The sequence below is a fragment of the Stenotrophomonas koreensis genome, from assembly GCF_001431525.1.
GTDB lineage: Bacteria > Pseudomonadota > Gammaproteobacteria > Xanthomonadales > Xanthomonadaceae > Stenotrophomonas > Stenotrophomonas koreensis.
This window is the reverse complement of sequence record NZ_LDJH01000015.1, coordinates 22,661-39,399: the sequence shown is the minus strand read 5'-3', so window position 1 is coordinate 39,399 and position 16,739 is coordinate 22,661. Positions and strand designations below refer to the sequence as shown.

The 16,739-nt window shown below is 67.6% G+C and carries 10 protein-coding genes; 4 read left to right on the top strand and 6 right to left on the bottom strand.

Features of this window, described 5'->3' with window-relative positions:
• Positions 1-35: 35 nt before the first annotated feature.
• A complete protein-coding gene (locus tag ABB25_RS09730) occupies positions 36-3,491 on the bottom strand; it encodes a hybrid sensor histidine kinase/response regulator (protein ID WP_057666290.1) in 3,456 nt (1,151 codons plus the stop codon).
• A gap of 460 nt (positions 3,492-3,951) precedes the next feature.
• Positions 3,952-6,105, bottom strand: coding sequence for a S46 family peptidase (locus ABB25_RS09725; RefSeq protein WP_083488231.1), 2,154 nt, complete (start codon positions 6,103-6,105; stop codon positions 3,952-3,954).
• A 146-nt stretch (positions 6,106-6,251) separates the two neighbouring features.
• Here ABB25_RS09725 and ABB25_RS09720 point away from each other — a divergent pair, with 146 nt between their 5' ends.
• Together ABB25_RS09720 and ABB25_RS14855 are read left to right on the top strand one after the other, a co-directional pair.
• Positions 6,252-7,931, top strand: coding sequence for a molecular chaperone HscC (locus ABB25_RS09720; RefSeq protein WP_057666286.1), 1,680 nt, complete (start codon positions 6,252-6,254; stop codon positions 7,929-7,931).
• Entirely contained in the window at positions 7,931-9,355 is a 1,425-nt protein-coding gene (locus ABB25_RS14855; RefSeq protein WP_057666284.1) for a hypothetical protein, read from the top strand. The genes ABB25_RS09720 and ABB25_RS14855 overlap by 1 nt, the downstream gene beginning before the upstream one ends.
• Positions 9,356-9,578: 223 nt before the next feature.
• On the opposite strand, the gene ABB25_RS09710 is transcribed toward ABB25_RS14855, so the two are convergent.
• Positions 9,579-9,929: a hypothetical protein gene (locus tag ABB25_RS09710; protein WP_152981162.1), complete on the bottom strand. Its 351-nt coding sequence runs from the start codon at positions 9,927-9,929 to the stop codon at positions 9,579-9,581.
• A 180-nt stretch (positions 9,930-10,109) separates the two neighbouring features.
• Here ABB25_RS09710 and ABB25_RS09705 point away from each other — a divergent pair, with 180 nt between their 5' ends.
• Positions 10,110-11,324, top strand: a complete 1,215-nt coding sequence (locus tag ABB25_RS09705; protein WP_057666280.1) for a serine hydrolase domain-containing protein — start codon at positions 10,110-10,112, stop codon at positions 11,322-11,324.
• Positions 11,325-11,612: 288 nt separating this feature from the next.
• On the opposite strand, the gene ABB25_RS09700 is transcribed toward ABB25_RS09705, so the two are convergent.
• Entirely contained in the window at positions 11,613-12,632 is a 1,020-nt protein-coding gene (locus ABB25_RS09700; RefSeq protein WP_057666278.1) for a PTS sugar transporter subunit IIC, read from the bottom strand.
• Between the two features lie 171 nt (positions 12,633-12,803).
• On the opposite strand from ABB25_RS09700, the gene ABB25_RS14570 reads away from it, so the two are divergent.
• Positions 12,804-13,622: a 2OG-Fe(II) oxygenase family protein gene (locus ABB25_RS14570; RefSeq protein ID WP_152981160.1), complete on the top strand. Its 819-nt coding sequence runs from the start codon at positions 12,804-12,806 to the stop codon at positions 13,620-13,622.
• 128 nt (positions 13,623-13,750) lie between these two features.
• On the opposite strand, the gene ABB25_RS09690 is transcribed toward ABB25_RS14570, so the two are convergent.
• A complete protein-coding gene (locus tag ABB25_RS09690) occupies positions 13,751-14,263 on the bottom strand; it encodes an RcnB family protein (protein WP_160319428.1) in 513 nt (170 codons plus the stop codon).
• Positions 14,264-14,787: 524 nt separating this feature from the next.
• Positions 14,788-16,650: a DUF885 domain-containing protein gene (locus ABB25_RS09685; RefSeq protein WP_057666273.1), complete on the bottom strand. Its 1,863-nt coding sequence runs from the start codon at positions 16,648-16,650 to the stop codon at positions 14,788-14,790.
• Positions 16,651-16,739 lie beyond the last annotated feature (89 nt).

The following is a 16,739-nucleotide window of genomic DNA, read 5'->3' as shown; positions in this document are numbered from 1 at the left end:
AGGCAACCCCACCGCCACTGGCCCGTGGAATGGCCTCAGCCGCCGCGGCGCGCGGCCACCTGCGCCGACAGGAATGCACGTAGCGAGGCCGGCTTGACCGGCTTGGTCAGCATCCGCCAGCCCTGGTCGCGGGCGGCCTTCTTCAGTTCATCGCGGCCGTCGGCGGTGAGCAGCGCACCGGGCAGTGGCCGCGGGCTGCGCTGGCGCAGCAGGTCCAGGGTCTGCAGGCCATCCAGACGGTCATGCAGGTGGTAATCGACCAGCATCACATCCGGGTTCTGCGCCAGGCAGTCCACCGCCTGGTCCACCGTGTTGGCGGCAATCACCGTGACCTGCCAACGCGCCAGCAGCGCGCGCATGCCATCGAGGATTTCATGGTCGTTGTCCACGCACAGCACGCGCAGCCCGGCCAGCGATTCACCGGCAGGCAGGCCGTTGGGGACCGGCGGCGGCATCCGCCGTGCTTCCGGTGCCGCCACCGGGCTCAGGCCGATGGCGAACATCGAGCCATGACCGACCTGGCTGCGCGCGGCCAGCCGGTGGTCGAGCAGGCGGGCGATGCGCTGGCAGATCGACAGCCCCAGGCCCAGCCCCTGCTCGCCCCAGTCAAAGGACTGCTGGTAGCGATGGAACTCGTTGAAGATCTGCTGCATGTGCGCAGCGGGAATGCCCGGGCCGGTATCCCAGACCTGCAGCCAGATCATGCCCTGGCGCTGGCGCACCGCCAGCACGATGCGCCCGCTGCGGGTATAGCGCAGCGCGTTGGCCAGGAAATTCTGCAGCACCCGCCGCAGCAGCCGGCGATCGGTATGGACCCAGGCACTGCGGCCATGCACATGCACCTTCAGCCCGCGCCCAGCCGCCACCGGCGCGTACTGGCTGGCCAGCTCGTCCACCAGAACGCGGGCATCAAACACACTGTACTTGGGCTGCAGGCCACCGCCGTCCAGGCGCGAGACATCCAGCAGGCCATCGAGCAGTTCCTCGGCACCACGCAGCGAGGCATCGATGCGCTCGACCAGATGCCGCTGCTCCGGGTTGTTGGCCGGGTGCTCACGCAGTGCCGAAGCAAACAGCCGCGCGGCATTGAGCGGCTGCAGCACGTCATGGCTGATGGCGGCCAGAAAGCGCGTACGCGAGGCCTGCGCCTGCTCGGCCGCGCGTGAACGCTCGGCCACCCGCTGCTCCAGGGTTTCATTGGTTTCCAGTAGCGCGCGCTCGACCCGCTTGAACTCGGTGATGTCGTTGTAACTGGTGACATAGCCGCCGCCCTGCAGCGCCTGGCCACGCATCTCGAACACCCGGCCATCGCTGCGCACCCGTTCAAACACATGCGCCGTACCGGCGCGCATATGGCTGATGCGGCGCGCGATCTGCTCCTCGACATCGCCATTGCCACCGACCTCGCCACGATCGGCGTTGTAGCGGATCAGGTCGGCCACCGGACGGCCGACATACAACATGCCATCGGGGTAACCGAACATCGACTGGTAATGCCCGTTCCAGGCGATCAGGCGCATCTGTGCATCGACCACGCTGACCCCGGCGGAGATGTTTTCCAGCGTGGTATGCAGGATCTCGCGGTTGAAGCGCAGCTCCTGGCCGGCCTCGTCGAGCACGGCCATCACCTCGTCCACGCGCATGCCCGAGCCACGCAGCAGGCTGGTCAGCAGCAGGCGGGCCGAGGTGGCGCCAATGGAGGCGGCGAGCAGGCGCTCGGTGAACTGCACCCAGCCACGGTCAGCCTGCCCCGCCAGCCCCCCCGGCAATTGCAGCCGTTGCGCCTGCTCGTCAAACGCCCCCCGGGCGTGGCTGTCACCCAGCACCCGCCCGGCCAGCGCCAGCAGGTCCATCACCTGGACATGCCCGGACCAGCCACCGGCAGTGGCGGCCGCGGGCGGCTGGCTGGCCGGCTCCAGGAACGGCGCCGCACGCAGGCGCTCGGCCATGCCCGGCGGCCAGCGCCAGGACACCCCGATCAACACCACACTGTTGAGCAGCAGCGACCACAGCGTGGCGTGGGTCAACGGATCCAGGCCCTGGATCCCGAGCAGGGCCTGCGGCTGCAGCCAGGGCAGCCCGGCCGGGCCATCGAGCATCCACGCCGGGCGCAGCCCGGCACTGTCGGCCATGGTCGGCAGCAGCAGGGTGTAGGTCCAGACCAGGAAGCCGGCCAGCACCCCCAGCTCGGCCCCGCGCCGGCTGGTGCCGCGCCAGTACAGCCCGGCAATCAGCGCCGGGGCGAACTGGGCCACGGCCACGAAGGCCATCAGCCCGTACGAGGCCAGGCTGGCATCGTTGCGGCTGATCCGGTAGTACGAATAGGCGGCCAGACCCAGGCCGAGGATGGCCAGGCGGCGGATCCACAGCACCCGCGCCGCACGGATCGCCGCCTCGTGCGCATCGCCATCACGGCGCAGCAGCAGCGGCATGATCAGGTCGTTGGAGATCATCGTGGCCAGCGCGATCGAGGACACCACCACCATGCCGGTGGCCGCCGAGAAACCGCCGATGTAGGACACCAGCGCCAGCACCTGGTGGCCATTGGCCAGCGGCAGCGCCAGCACCAGCGAATCGGCGGTGCTGCCATCGGCGCCGAGCAGGCGCACCCCGGCGGTGGCAATGGGCAGCACGGCCAGCGAGATCACCAGCAGGTAGGCACTGAACAGCCAGCGTGCCCGGCGCACGTCGGCCACATCGCCGCATTCGACCACCGCCACATGGAACTGGCGCGGCAGGCAGAGCATGGCCAGGAAGCTGAGCACGGTCTGGGCGATGAAGCCGCCGGGCATCGTGCTCGGGGTGAACAGCTGGCTGACCGCCGCCAGTGGCGCGCTGCCGCTGCTGCCCAGCAGCCGCCAGGCAAACACACCGACCGCGCCGATGGCCACCAGCTTGACCACCGACTCCAGCGCGATGGCCAGCATCATGCCGTGGTGGCGCTCGGTGGCATCGACCCGGCGCGCACCGAACAGGATCGCGAACACGGCCATCATCAGCGCCACGTACAGCGCCGGGTCCTGCCAGAAGCCGGGGTCGGCCACCAGCCCGGGCGAGAGCACCTGCAGGCTCATCGCCACCGCCTTGTACTGCAGGGCCAGATACGGGATGACCCCGATCAGCGCGATCAGCGCCACCAGCGCGCCGAGCCGGCGCGAGTGGCCGTAGCGCGAGGCGATGAAGTCGGCGATGGAGACCATGTTCTGGCGCCGCGCCACATGCACCAGGCGCTCGAGCACGCGCCAACCCAGCAGCATCAGCAGCACCGGGCCCAGGTAGATCGGCAGGTAACCCAGGCCATCTCGCACCGCCGTGCCGACCGCGCCGTAGAAGGTCCACGACGAGCAGTACACCGCCAGCGCCAGCGAGTAGATCACCGGCCGCAGCCACGGCCGGTTGGGGTACATCGGGTGGCGGTCGCCCAGCCAGGCCACGCCGAACAACAGCGCCGCATACGCCAGCGATACCAGCAACAGGATCCAGCTAGACACCGCGCAACTCTCCGACGATCCCCCAGGCAAGCGCCGCAGTGTACCCCCGGATCCACCCCGCTCGCAGGTGCGCAGCCACGATGCGGAACCCACTCATGGCAGGCGCAGCGCGGTATCGAGCCGACCCGCAACAAAACCGGGCGGCCATTGCCGCAAGCCGGTCAGGCCGGCAGTGGTGCAGGGGTGCTGCCAGGACGCTGTCACCGTGGGCAACCGGCAGCAACGCCTGACGGGCTGACCGCCCCGGGTGGCACACCCGCAACGGCTGGCCTGGGACACCCGCTGACAGGCACGGCCCGCCTGCCCGCCGTGTTGGAGGTCATCGCACCGATGTCACTGCGCCAGGACCGGCCCGGGCAGCGCGCTGGTGGTGGTGCCCTGCCGGCGTCGTGGTGCAAAAAACAACGCCGCCCGGTCAGGGCGGCGTTGCGTGCGCGGATGGCTGCCGGTTTTTCGACGCTTACCGCACCGGTACGCCCATTTCGGCCAGCAGGTCATGGGCCGGGTAGACCTTGTCCATCAGCCAGCGCATGTAGCGCATGTCCACATGCACCGCACGCTTGTAGCGCGGGTCGAACCACCAGCTGGCACTGACCGACTCCCAGTTGGAATCGAAGTTCAGCCCGATCAGCTCGCCACGCGCATTGAGCACCGGTGAGCCGGAGTTGCCGCCGGTGGTGTCCAGGTTGGTCAGGAAGTTCACCGTCTGCGTGCCCAGTGCCGGGTCGGCGGTGTTGCCCCAGTCCCCCTTGGCGATGGCCTCCAGCAGCGGCTTGGGCGCATCGAACGGATAGGCATTGGTGTTCTTTTCCACGATGCCGGCCACGGTGGTCACCGGGCTCCAGGTCACTGCATCGCGCGGGTTGATCGACTCGACCTTGCCATAGCTGATGCGCAGGGTGCGGTTGGCATCCGGGTACAGCGCGCGACCCTGGCTGTTGCGCCAGGCAAACAGCGCCTGCATGTAGGCCGGGCGCAGCCGCAGCGACTCGCCCTCGCGGGTCTTGGCCTCGTGCTCCAGGCGCAGCTGTGCCTGCACCAGCGGCGCGGCCAGTGCCAGCAGCGGATCCTCGCCCAGCGGCTGGCCGGCCTTGGCGCGTTCGAACTGGGCCAGGCGGTTTGCCTCATCGCCCAGCGTGGTGCCTGCATACAGCGCGTCCAGCTTGGCTGCCAGCTCGGCCGGGGTACGGCCGAAGGCGGCATCGAACTCGGCCACGCGCTGGGCATCGGGCAGCTGCTGGTAACGGCCCAGCACATGGGCCAGCAGGGCTTTTTCAACCTTCGGATCGAAGCGCCGCTGGACCTGCTTCAGGGTGCCTTCCAGGATGGCCAGGTCACGCGCCTGGTAGCCGGTCTCGCGCAGCGCATCGGGCTTGGCCGCCTCGATGCGCAGGCGCTCCAGCAGCAATGCCGAACGCAGCAGCTGGGTGGCGCCAGTGACCTGCTGCAGCAGCAGGTCACGCTCGCCGACCTGCGCGCCAGCGCTGAGCTGGGCAAACAGCGCGTCGATCTGCCGGCGCTGCGCGCGCGGGGTCACGGCCAGCATCGCCGCCTCGTCGGCCGCACGCTGCGCCTTGGCATCACTGCGCAGCAGGCCTTCCAGTTCGCCGGCGGCGCGCTTGCGGTTGTTCTTCAGCCCCTGCAGCTGCGAGGCATAGCGCTGGGTGGCCACGGCATCACCGGCACTGGCCGCGGCGATGGTGTCGATCATCTGCTGGAACAGCGCCACCCGGCGCGGCAGCACCTGGTCGATCTGCGAAGCGAACTCGGCCGCGCTGCGGTGGCGGAAGGTGGTGCCCGGGTAACCGGCAAGCATGGCGTAATCGCCTTCCTTCGGGCCTTCGGACGACAGGCGCAGGAAGGCCGGGTTGCGGTAGGGCACGTTGTGCTCGCTGTACGGCGCTGGCTTGCCGTCCGGGCCGACATAGGCGCGCAGCAGGGTGAAATCGCCGGTATGGCGCGGCCACATGAAGTTGTCGATCTCATCGCCGTAGTTGCCGATCGCACGCGGCGGGGCGTAGACCAGGCGTACGTCCTGCAGTTCGACCTGGGCGATGCGGTAGAAGTCGCTGCCGTAGTACATGTTGGCCACCGAGCAGCGCACGCTGCCATCGGCCTCGCACTCGGCAACGATCTGCTTGGAGGCCTGCTCGATCGCGTCATGGTAGGCGCGCCCGGTCTTGCCCTTGGCCGCGGCCAGCACCTGGTCGGTGACCTTGTCGAACGCGGTGGTGACCACCACCCGGAAATCCGGGTTGGCCGGCCGCTCGGCGTGGCGCCCGGCGGCCACGAAGCCGTTGTCGATGATGTTGTCTTCCGGCGAGCTGTTGTACTGGATCACGCCCATCGCGACGTGGTGGTTGGTCAGCAGCAGGCCATCGGGCGAGACGAACGAACCGGTACCGCCACCAGCGCGGACCACCGCACTGAGCGGCGGCGCGGTGACATCGGCCAGACCGGCCGGGTCACCTTCAAAGCCGGCGGCCTTCATCTGCGCGGCCAGATCCGGCAGCTGGGTGGGCATCCACATGCCTTCATCGGCATGCGCGGCGGTGGCCAGGCCCAGGGCCAGCGCGAGGGCAAGGGTGTTGCGGATCATGGGTGTCCCCGACATCGACAGAGAATCCTGCAACGCTAATGGGGTGCCGGCCGGCCAGCAACCGCCGTCAGGCAGGGGGCAGCAAGCGTGGCTGAATGCCCGTTCAGTTTTTATTGCAAAACCGGGATACTCGCAGGCCTCCTCACCTCCGGCCCTGGCCCATGATCGTCGGCATTGACCTTGGTACCACCCATTCACTGATCGGGGCCTACACCGCACAGGGCAGCGTCCTGTTTCCCAATGCCCACGGCCAGCTGCTGACGCCATCGGCCATCAGCCTGGACGGCGAGGAGGTGCTGGTTGGCAGCGCCGCACGCGACCGCCTGTTGACCCACCCCGGGCTGAGCAGCGCCAATTTCAAGCGGCTGATGGGCAGCAGCCAGGAAATCCGGCTGGGTGCACGCAGCTTCCGTGCCGAGGAACTGTCGGCGCTGGTACTGCGCTCGTTGCTGGCCGATGCCCAGGCCGCGCTCGGCGAGCCGGTGCACGAGGCGGTGATCAGCGTGCCGGCCTATTTCAGCGATGCGCAACGCAAGTCCACCCGCATCGCCGGCGAACTGGCCGGCATCCGCGTGCAGCGGTTGATCAACGAACCCACCGCTGCCGCGCTGGCCTATGGGCTGCAGGACAAGGACCAGGAGGGCCGGGTCATGGTGCTCGACCTCGGCGGAGGCACCTTCGATGTCTCACTGCTGGAAATGTATGACGGCGTGATCGAGGTCCACGCCAGTGCCGGTGACAATTTCCTGGGTGGTGAGGATTTCCTGGAAGTGCTGGTCAAGGCGTTCTGCAAGGAACACCGGCTGGACCGACAGCGGCTGCCCGCACAGGAACTGGCGTTGCTGCGCAGGCAGCTCGAGCGCCTCAAGCGTGAGCTGGACAAGGCCGATGCGGCGGCCATTGAGGTGTGCATTGAAGGCCGGCAGCGCCCCTGGGAGATCACCGCCGAACGCTTCCAGCAACTGTCCGACCCACTGCTCGAACGCATGGCAGCACCGATCCAGCGCGCCTTGAACGACGCCAGGATGCCGGCAGCGGCGCTGACCGATGTGATCCTGGTGGGCGGTGCCAGCCGGATGCCGATCGTCACCCGCATGGTGACCCGCCTGCTCGGCCGGCTGCCGTTGCGGCACATCCACCCCGACCAGGCCATCGCCCAGGGGGCGGCCATTGCCGCCGGCATGAAACAACGCGCCGAAAGCCTGGAGGAAATCGTGCTGACCGACGTCTGCCCGTACAGCCTGGGCACCGACGTCAGCCGGCAGGGCATCAATGGCCAGCTGCAAGGCGGCCTGTTCCATCCCATCATCCAGCGCAACAGCGTGGTGCCGGTCAGCCGCGAGGATGTCTTCCACCCGGTAAACCCTGAGCAGAAGTTCATCCGCATCCGGGTCTACCAGGGGGAACATCCGTTGGTGGAGAACAACATACTGCTCGGCGAGCTGGAGGTTCCCTTCAGCGCCGGCCACGGCGACAAGGACGTCACCGTGCGTTTCACCTATGACGTCGATGGCCTGTTGCAGGTGGAGGCCACCGAGAACCGTACCGGCAGGAAGCACGAGCTGATCCTGCAGCACACCGCCGGCACACTGGACCCGGAGCAGGTGCAGCTGCGGCTCCAGGCACTGTCGGCGTTGAAGATCCATCCGCGTGAGCAGCAGCAGGTCAGGGCGTTGATCGCCCGCGCCGAGCGCCAGTACCAGGAGCAGATCCATGCCCGGGAGATGATCCAGGACTGGATCGTCAGCTTCCGCGCCACCGTCGAAAGCCAGGACCTGCGTGCGGTGGAAAAGGCCAGCGCCGCACTGGCAGAGGCCTTGGATGCGCTGGAGCAGAACTGATGAGCCCAGTGCAGGAGTTTTCGCAGCTGGCAGCGCAGGGCGACCTGCGCGGGATCAAGCGCCTGTATGCCCGGCAGCTGAAACTGACCCGCCCGGATGACGATGCCCTGGCCTTCCAGCAGCTGCACCATGCGTATCAGCAGGCATTGGCAACCTGCCGGGATGGCCTGCGCGGCGACGACCAGGACAGCGCAGCACCACCGACGCTGAGCACGGCGGCCGAGAACGGCTCGGCCGCGCCAGCCATCCCCGCAGCGGCCGTTGTGGCGCAGCCAGAAACATCGGTGGTTCAGGTTTGCGGCGAGCTGGAAGACAACCTGCCGGCCACCCCGGATGATGCGGTGGAGCAGCTGCTGGCACTGTCCGACGGCCTGGACGATGATCGGTTCTACCGACGTATCCGCCACCAGATGCGCCAGTGGCCGCTGGACAGCCACTGGGCCATCGGCAAGGCCCTGTACCACCGCCTGCACAACGACCCGCCGGCCCTGCCGCAGGCGCATGTGCATGTACTGGCCCATGTCATGGGCTGGGACGATGTTGTCAACGGCATCGATCCGATGCAGATCCAGTGGATGGCCGCGATGGCACAGCAGCAGTGGCTGCTGGAACCGGCGCAGCAGTCCAACCTGCGCTACGAGTTCAACCAGTACGCACGCAGGCAGCAGGACAACCACAAGGAACTGACCGGCAAGCAGGTCCGCACGATGGTCGCCAACCTGACCACCGCCCTACCGGCGTGGCGCCGCTTCCTGATGCTGTTGCTACCCAGCCATTCCAACCGCTACCGCTACCTGCTGGATGTGCTGCGACATATCCCCGACACACAGGCACGCCCCCCGTTGAATGCCCAGACGGTCGCCTGGCTGGACCGCAGCCATACCGTTCGCACACGCGAGCAACTGGGTTATCTGCTGTGCCGCTGGGTGCTGGCCAGCCTGTGCATCGGCCTGCCGGCCGGTGCCCTGTTGCTGCACGGCACTGACGCACTCAACGCCGCCAACGCAATCGTGGTCATGCTGGCCTGCGTTGCGGTGGGTATCGGCCTGTTCTCGATCATCACCGCCTATCGCGCCCTGCTCGACTGGCAGACCCAGCCGGAGACCAGCCGCAGCCGCCATCGACTGCCGCGGCTGCTGGCCCTGCCCGTGCTGTGCCTGTCCTGTGCCGCCGTCACCATTGCACTGGCTGACCGCAGCGCGCTGTACTGGCTTGCCGGCATTGTCATTGCCGGCATCCTGCAACGGGTTGCATTGTTGCGGCTGGCCGTACGCCGCGGCAGACCGGTTTCCGTCAACCAGATCGCCAGCTTTGCCATGTTCATGGGCAGCGTGACCGTATTCCCGGGGCTGGGCATTGCCCTTGTTCTTTGGGCATGGGACGCCTGGGCCCACCGGCGGCACTTCCAGCACAAGGCCAGGTAAGCCTCGGCGATCGCTGGTGGCAGCCATGCCCGGCAGGTGCAGGATGGACCCGGGTGATGGCCTTGCCGGCCGCGTCCGGCGCGGCGGGAGGGGTAGCCACCGGCGCCTGCCGGCGGCCATCACCAATGGCACCCCAATGGCGCGGCGGGCTGTCACTGCCCCATCTTCGCCGGGACACAGCTGGTCGCCAGCAACCGGTGCATCGGCCTGCCCTCTGCGCCGGTCATTCCACGCCGATGGCCCAGGCCCGGCAGGCCTCATCCAGTGCCGTGGTGACTTCTTCTACCCGGTAGGCGGTTGCCAGCCGGCCATCCAGCCAGAACCAGCGCCGGTACTGTCCGCGCTGGCAACGCACGTGCAGGTGGCCGCCAGCATCCACGCGCACGCGCTCCACCTGGCCAAGCTGGCGCAGCACCACCTCCATCAGCAACTGCGCCGCCGCACGCCGGCAATCCTCCTCGCCCAGCGGGCGGTGGCCACTGCACTGCGCCTGCAACAGGCCCAGCAGCGTGAACCACTGCCGGTGCCGGGGGTGGGCGGGATCACACAGGCTGTTGGGCAGGCGAACGGACATCCGGTGCTCCGGCTCATGGCCAAGGCGACCAGCGTCAGTGGCCACGCCTGCCCACACCATCCGTACCGGCCGCGCTGTCGGCCAGAGACCCCGGCAGGGTGGTGTCGGAAATGACCCCGGTGCCTTGACCATTGTCCTGACACTGGCTATCACGGGTATTCCCTGTTGCCTGGAATACCGATGCGCCCTGCCCTGCCCGTTGTGTTGTCGACCCTGCTGCTGGCGCTGCCGGCACTGGCCCACCAACCGATTGCCAGCGTGCGCGTGGCCTTCGACCGCGACGGCATCACTGCCTCCCGCGCCGAGGGGCTGGCCGATATCGCCCGCAGCCGTGCGGTCAGCATCGATGACCCGGTGCGCATCGCCTCGATCTCCAAGCTGGTACTGGCCATCGGCGTGCTGCGCCTGGTAGAGGAAGGCAAGCTGGATCTGGATACCGATGTCTCCACCTACCTGGGATCGCCACTGCGCCACCCGCAGTTCCCCGACACCCCGATCACGCTGCGCCTGATGCTCTCCCACCGCTCCGGGCTGACCGACAACGCCGGTTACTGGGCCACCCCGCTGGACGGCGACATCCGTCAGATCCTGGACGATCCGCGTGCCTGGGATACCCGCGCCCCGGGCACCTGGTTCCGCTACACCAACCTCAATTCACCGCTGGTTGCCTCGATGATGGAGCGTGTCACCGGCGAGCGTTTCGATGAGCTGATGCAGCGCCTGGTGCTGCAACCGGCCGGGATCGACGCCTGCTATGGCTGGGAAACCTGTGATGAGCAAACCGCGGCCCGCGCGGTGGTGCTCTACGATGAAAACCGCGTGCCGGTGGTGGACGACAACCAGGGCCGCAAGCCGGACTGCAACGTGCGCCGCGCGCGCGATGGCAGCTGCGACCTGGCGCTGTGGCAGCCCGGCCGCAACGGTGGTGCGTTCTCGCCCCAGGGCGGGCTGCGGATCAGCGCCAGCAGCCTGGCCCGGATCGGCCGGCTGCTGCTCGGCGACGGTGAAATCGACGGCGTGCGTGTGCTCAGCCCGGCCTCGGTGGCGGCCCTGACCACCCCGCAGTGGGTATACCAGCCCGGCAACGGCCAGACCTGGGAAGACGGCGAACCCGAACCACCGCCGGGCGTCCCACGCGCGACGATGTGCCGCTACGGCCAGGGCACGATCACCCTGGCCACCGACCACCCGGACTGCGGCGATGATCCCTTCGGCGACGGCATTGCCCGCGTCGGCCACTCCGGCAATGCCTACGGCCTGCGCTCGGGGCTGTGGATCGACCCGGCCAGCGGCACCGGCGTGGCGTACTTCGCCACCGGCATGGACGGCGCCCCGGTCGGCAGCCACTCGGCCTTCACCGCCGAGGAAGAGCGCTTGGCCAAGGGCGAGGAGTGAGGGAGGAGGAGTGAGGAGAGAGAGGAAACAGCGGTGAGCAGCACGACACTGACTCGTTTCTCTCTCCTCGTCCCTCGTTTCTCTCTTCTCGTTTCTCGCTCCCAGCGTCGCCCTTCGGCAGCGACAGTCCAAGTGCATCGGCTGGCCAGGGGCGAGGAGTGAGGGAAGAGGAGTGAGGAGAGAGAAAACAGCAGCCGGCAACAGCAGCGCACTGCCCGGTTTCTCTCTCTACTCACTCCTCTCCACTCTTTTCTTGCTCCTCAGCTCCTCTCCACTCGTTTCTCGCTCTCAGATTTTCGCATCGACCTTCAGGTCGCCGTCCTTGATCCAGCCGATCCGGCGCAGCGGCCAAGCGATCAGCAGGCACAGCAGCGCCGGCAGCAGGAAGTGCAGCAGGCCGATCTTCAGCCACACCTCCAGCCCGTTGCCCATCGCCGCCAGGGTGCCGACCTGGCCGACAAAACCACTGGTACCCATGCCCGAGCCGGTGGGCACGTTCTGCATGCCGAAGCCCAGCGTGGCGATGGGGCCGAGGATGGCGGCGGTCAGCACCGGCGGGATCCAGATGCGCGGGTTGCGCACGATGTTGGGCAGCTGCAGCATGCTGGTGCCCAAGCCCTGGCTGAGCAGGCCGGCGGTGCGGTTCTCCTTGAAGCTCATCACCGCAAAACCAACCATCTGCGCCGCACAGCCGACCGTGGCCGCGCCACCGGCCAGACCGCCCAGGTTCAATGAAATGGCCAGCGCGGCGCTGGAGGTCGGTCCGGTCAGGATCATCCCCATCACCACCGCCAGCACCACGCTCATCAGCAGCGGCTGCAGGGTCATCGCCCACTGGATGGCCTGGCCGGTGGCCTCCATCACGTTGCCGATGATCGGGGCCAGGCCCTGGGCCACGGCAAACCCGGTCACCAGCGCGGTGGCCGGGGTGACGATGATATCCAGCGGTGTGGTCTTGCTGACCAGCTTGCTGGCCTCGGTCGCCAGCGCGACGGCAACAAAACAGCCGACCGGCCCGCCCAGCTTGGCCCCCAGCAGGCCGATCGCAGCACTGGCAAAGATCACGATCGGCGGCCCCTGCAGGCCGTAGGCCACGGCCACACCGATGGCCGCGCCCATCGCCTGCTGGGCCATCGCTCCGGCCTCGACCAGCGCCTCGATACCGGTCCAGCCGCCGACGGTCTTCAGGATCAGGCCGATCACCAGCGAGCCGAACAGGCCCAGGGTCATGTAGTTGAGCGCCTCCACACCGTAGCGGCGCAGCGAGAACTCGATGTTGCGGGCAGCAAGGAAGGTTTTCAGCGACATGGCACGAGCCGGGCAGCAGATGAAGGGCCCGCAGACGCGCAGCGCTGCGGGCTGGGCAGTGTACGACGGCGCAGACAGCGGCCGACGGGGGCAGGCGCGTCAGCACGGCAATCGCGGAACCAGGCCCAGCAGCATATTTACTGCCCTGTGAGTGAAACCAGGCTGCCAGGCATGGAGCGCGCCACCCAGCGTGGTAACTGCGACAGCAGCCGCAAAACGTCAGCGGCTGCCTTGACCCGACCGCCCTCGGCACCGAGGGTCGGCAACGGAACAGCCTTCCGTCACCGACACAGGAACAATGCCATGAGCGATCCGACAGCGGGTTCCCTCAGACAGCAGCTGGCCCAGCACGTGGACAAGCTGACGCTGGAGCAGGCCCTGCGTGCGCCTGTAGTGATGGAATCGCGGTGGTCGGCCGTCATCGCGCCGGCACAGGGAAGCCGCTCTCCAGACACAGCACCTGTTGATCAACCCGAGGATGCCCCCTGCCGCACCCTCATGAAGCCGGCGAGCGCGATGTTCATGCCCCTGACCTCATTTCCTGCAGGAGCGCCGGCGAAGGCGCTGGCCTGTACAACCCTGCTGCTCAGCCTGAGCCTGAGCGCATGCAGCAGCCATCCGGGCCCAGCCGTTGAGGGCAGGCGCACGCTGCAGGTGCTGAGCACCTCACCGGCACAGCTGCTGGAAAACCCTGAATCTGGCGGCAGGCAGTTCCCGCCTGCCTGCCAGGCATGGCAACTCAGCCATGCCCAAGTGGCGCAATTTTTCCGCCTGGCCAGCGAATACCCGCAGCTGCAGCACCAGGGTTTTGATTATCTGCCGTGTGAAATTTCCGGCGAGCTGGTGGCCGATGGCCAGCACTGGCAGTACCGGATCAATGCAGCCGGCACGGCCCGCTGGACCCGGGCCGGCCAACAACGGTATTTCGCCTGCGATGCACCTGGCTGCGCGCCGCTGGTGCTGATGCTGCCCGATCACGGCGAACCGTAACGCCGGATCAGCATGCCCTTTGATTGCCGGCGCAAATCCGCCCTTGCTTTCGGACTGAAAAGCAAAGGCCCTGCTTCGGCAGGGCCTTTGCGGTGCCGGCGGATGCGCGGATCACGCACCGGCGGTGGTCACAGGCCGTTGATCACGATCTCGTTGACCACATTGCTGCCGCTGGTCACGCGCACATAGCGCTGGCCGAGCTTGCGCCATTCCTGCCCACGCGGGGCCTTGCGCAGGCCGTGCTTGCCCGGCTCGCTGACCACCACGCCTTGGCGGTTTTCGGCCAGCGGTGCGCCCAGGCGGATGCGCTCGCGGCCATGCCGCATTCCAGCCGGCCCACCGGCGCGTGGGCCGGCCATCGCAGCGCCCCCCCGGCCGTGGTAGCGGCGATGTTCCTGCGCATGGCCGGGGCCATGGCGATGGTGCTGCGGCCCAGCCTGGCCGTGCAGGGCCCGACGTTCACCCAGCGCAGGACGCTGGGCCTGCGCTGCCGCTGGTGCATGAACCTGGCCGGTAGGGGCCTGCGCCTGGCGCTGGCCGGAGGCTGCCGGGGCAGTGAGCGGCGCGGCAGGCGGTGCGGCTGCAGCGCTCGCAGCCATCAACAGGGACAACGAGAGAACCGGGGCGAGCAAGTGCTTCATGGGGCGATCTCCTGGCACAGCAGGGTTGCTGCGTGGTTTCCAAGGTAGTGCCGAAAACATGAACAACCCTGCAAAAAAACAGGCTGCTGTGTATCGCCATGTATCGCTGTGTGCGGCCGGGCAACAAACCCGGTATTTGCCTGCAACAACGTCGGAAACGACAGACAGGGAAAGACAACGACAGGCTCTGCCGGTCAGCGCCAGAAGCAGGAGCAGGCGTGGGGAATAAATCCGGTTGCCAGGACAGCAGCTGTCGGCGCGGCGGCGACAGCCGGGTGATTGCGGCAGGATGAGAAGCCGAGGCAGCAGGCCGGCGGAGCCAGTGGCACGCAACCAGCGCTGCCGTGTTTCCGTGTTGCTGCGGTACTGATCGATATGCGGCGGCGGATCTGCCAAGTGCGCCGGTGGCCGGCACCATCCGCATCCCCTGTTACGTGCTGCTGTGGACCTGGTACCTGATGTCCGGCCGCGCCCGCCGACACTGATCCGTCGACGGGCGGGCGGGAAACGTCCTCAGCGCCGGCTCATGCCGCCTTATGCGCGGCGATCCAGCCATCCACGCGCTTTTCCAGCAGGTCCAGCGGCAACGCACCACCGCCGAGGATGGTGTCGTGGAAACCGCGGATGTCGAACTTGTCGCCCAGCGCGTTTTCAGCCTTGGCGCGCAGCTCCAGCATCTTGTTCATGCCGATTTTGTAGGAGGTGGCCTGGCCGGGCATGATCAGGTAACGGCGCACTTCCGATTCCATCGCCGCCTTGGGAATGGAGCTGTTTTCGGCGAAATAGGCCACCGCCTGTTCCTCGGTCCAGCCCTTGGCGTGCAGGCCGGTATCCACCACCAGGCGGATCGCGCGCCACATCTCCGACACCAGCCGGCCGTAGTCGGAATACGGGTCCTGGTAGGTGCCCGGCATTTCCTTGGCCAGGCGTTCGCTGTACAGCCCCCAGCCTTCGGAATAGGCACTGAGCATCAGCTGGGTGCGGAACTTCGGCAGGCCGGTCAGCTCCTGGGCAATGGACAGCTGCATGTGATGGCCCGGCAGCGCCTCGTGGTAGGCAATCACCTCCAGCTCGGTCCTGGGCATCGCGCTCATGTCGGACATGTGCATGTAGTAGATGCCCGGACGCGCGCCGTCGGCGGTGCCCGGGTAGTAGTGCTGGGCGGCACCGGGCTGCTCGCGGAACGCCTCGACCCGGCGTACTTCCAGCGGCGCCTTCGGCAGCAGGCCGAAATAGTCCGGCAACAGCTTGCGAATGTTGTCGATGGCCGCATTGGTATCGGCCATGTAGGCGGCGCGGCCTTCGTCGGTATTGGGGTACTGCAGCGCCGGGTTGCTGGCCACATGGGCGAAGAACGCCTGCAGGTCACCTTCCACGCCGATGGTTTTCTGGATCGCCTCCATCTCCCCGCGCAGGCGCGCGACATCGGCCAGGCCGATCTCGTGGATCTGCTCGGCGGTCAACTCGGTGGTGGTGTTCTGCTTGAGCTGGTGGCGGTAATACGCCGCGCCGTTGTTGCCGGCCTGGGTGGTGCCGACGCCGGACGGGTTGACCAGCGCCTGCTCACGCGCAGCGTCGGCCCAGGCAATGATCCGGCCGTAAGCCGGCTGGACGCTGTCCAGCAACGCGCTGCGGGCCTGGGCCTTCAGCTCGCTGGCACGTTCGGCGGTGATCTTCTCCTTGTCCACCAGGGCATCGGCCTTGCGCTGCAGGTCCGCCCACAGGGCACTGTCGGCCCCGCTGCTGAAGGGGGCACCGGCAACCAGCGCTCGCGACTGTGCCGACACCGCTTCCAGAGCGAAGCGCGGCGGCAGGGTGCCGGCGGCCTGGGCCTTCTGGGCGTGGTCCAGCAGCTGGCCGAAGAAGCGTGGCATCGCATTCAGACGGGCGATGTAGGCCTGGTAATCGGCCTCGCTGTCGACGCTGTGGAAGTTCATCAGCAGCATCGGCAGCGTGGACTGCATGCCGTTCATCTGGTCGAACACGTACTGGTTCTGGCGGAACGCCTTGCCGTCGCGCTCGTTCTCGTACTGACGCTTCCACAGCTCCCAGGAGGTCTGGGTTTCGGCATCCAGCAGGCGGTAATCAAAGCCGGCTTCCATCGCCTTGACCGAGTTTTCCAGCCAGGCCAGGCGCGCATCCATGCCGGCCTCGGAAACGTCGTCGAGCTGGTCGTTGAGCTCCTTGCTGCCCTGGAAGCTGAGCATCAACGGCGAAAACCGCATCCACTGCGCGTATTGCTCGTCAAACCAGGCATTCAGGCGCTTGGATTCGGCCTGCACCTGTTCGGCGCTGACCGCTGCCGGCGGTGTCGGTGCGGGGGAACAGCCGGCCAGGGCCAGGCCCATGGCCAGGGCGAGAACACTGCGGGAAGCGAGCAGGCGCATCGGTGTGTCTCCAGAGGAATTGCCCGTGATTGTGCCGGCAAGCACGGCGCATCAACAGTGTCAGCTGTCACCCGGGAAACCGGTCGAGC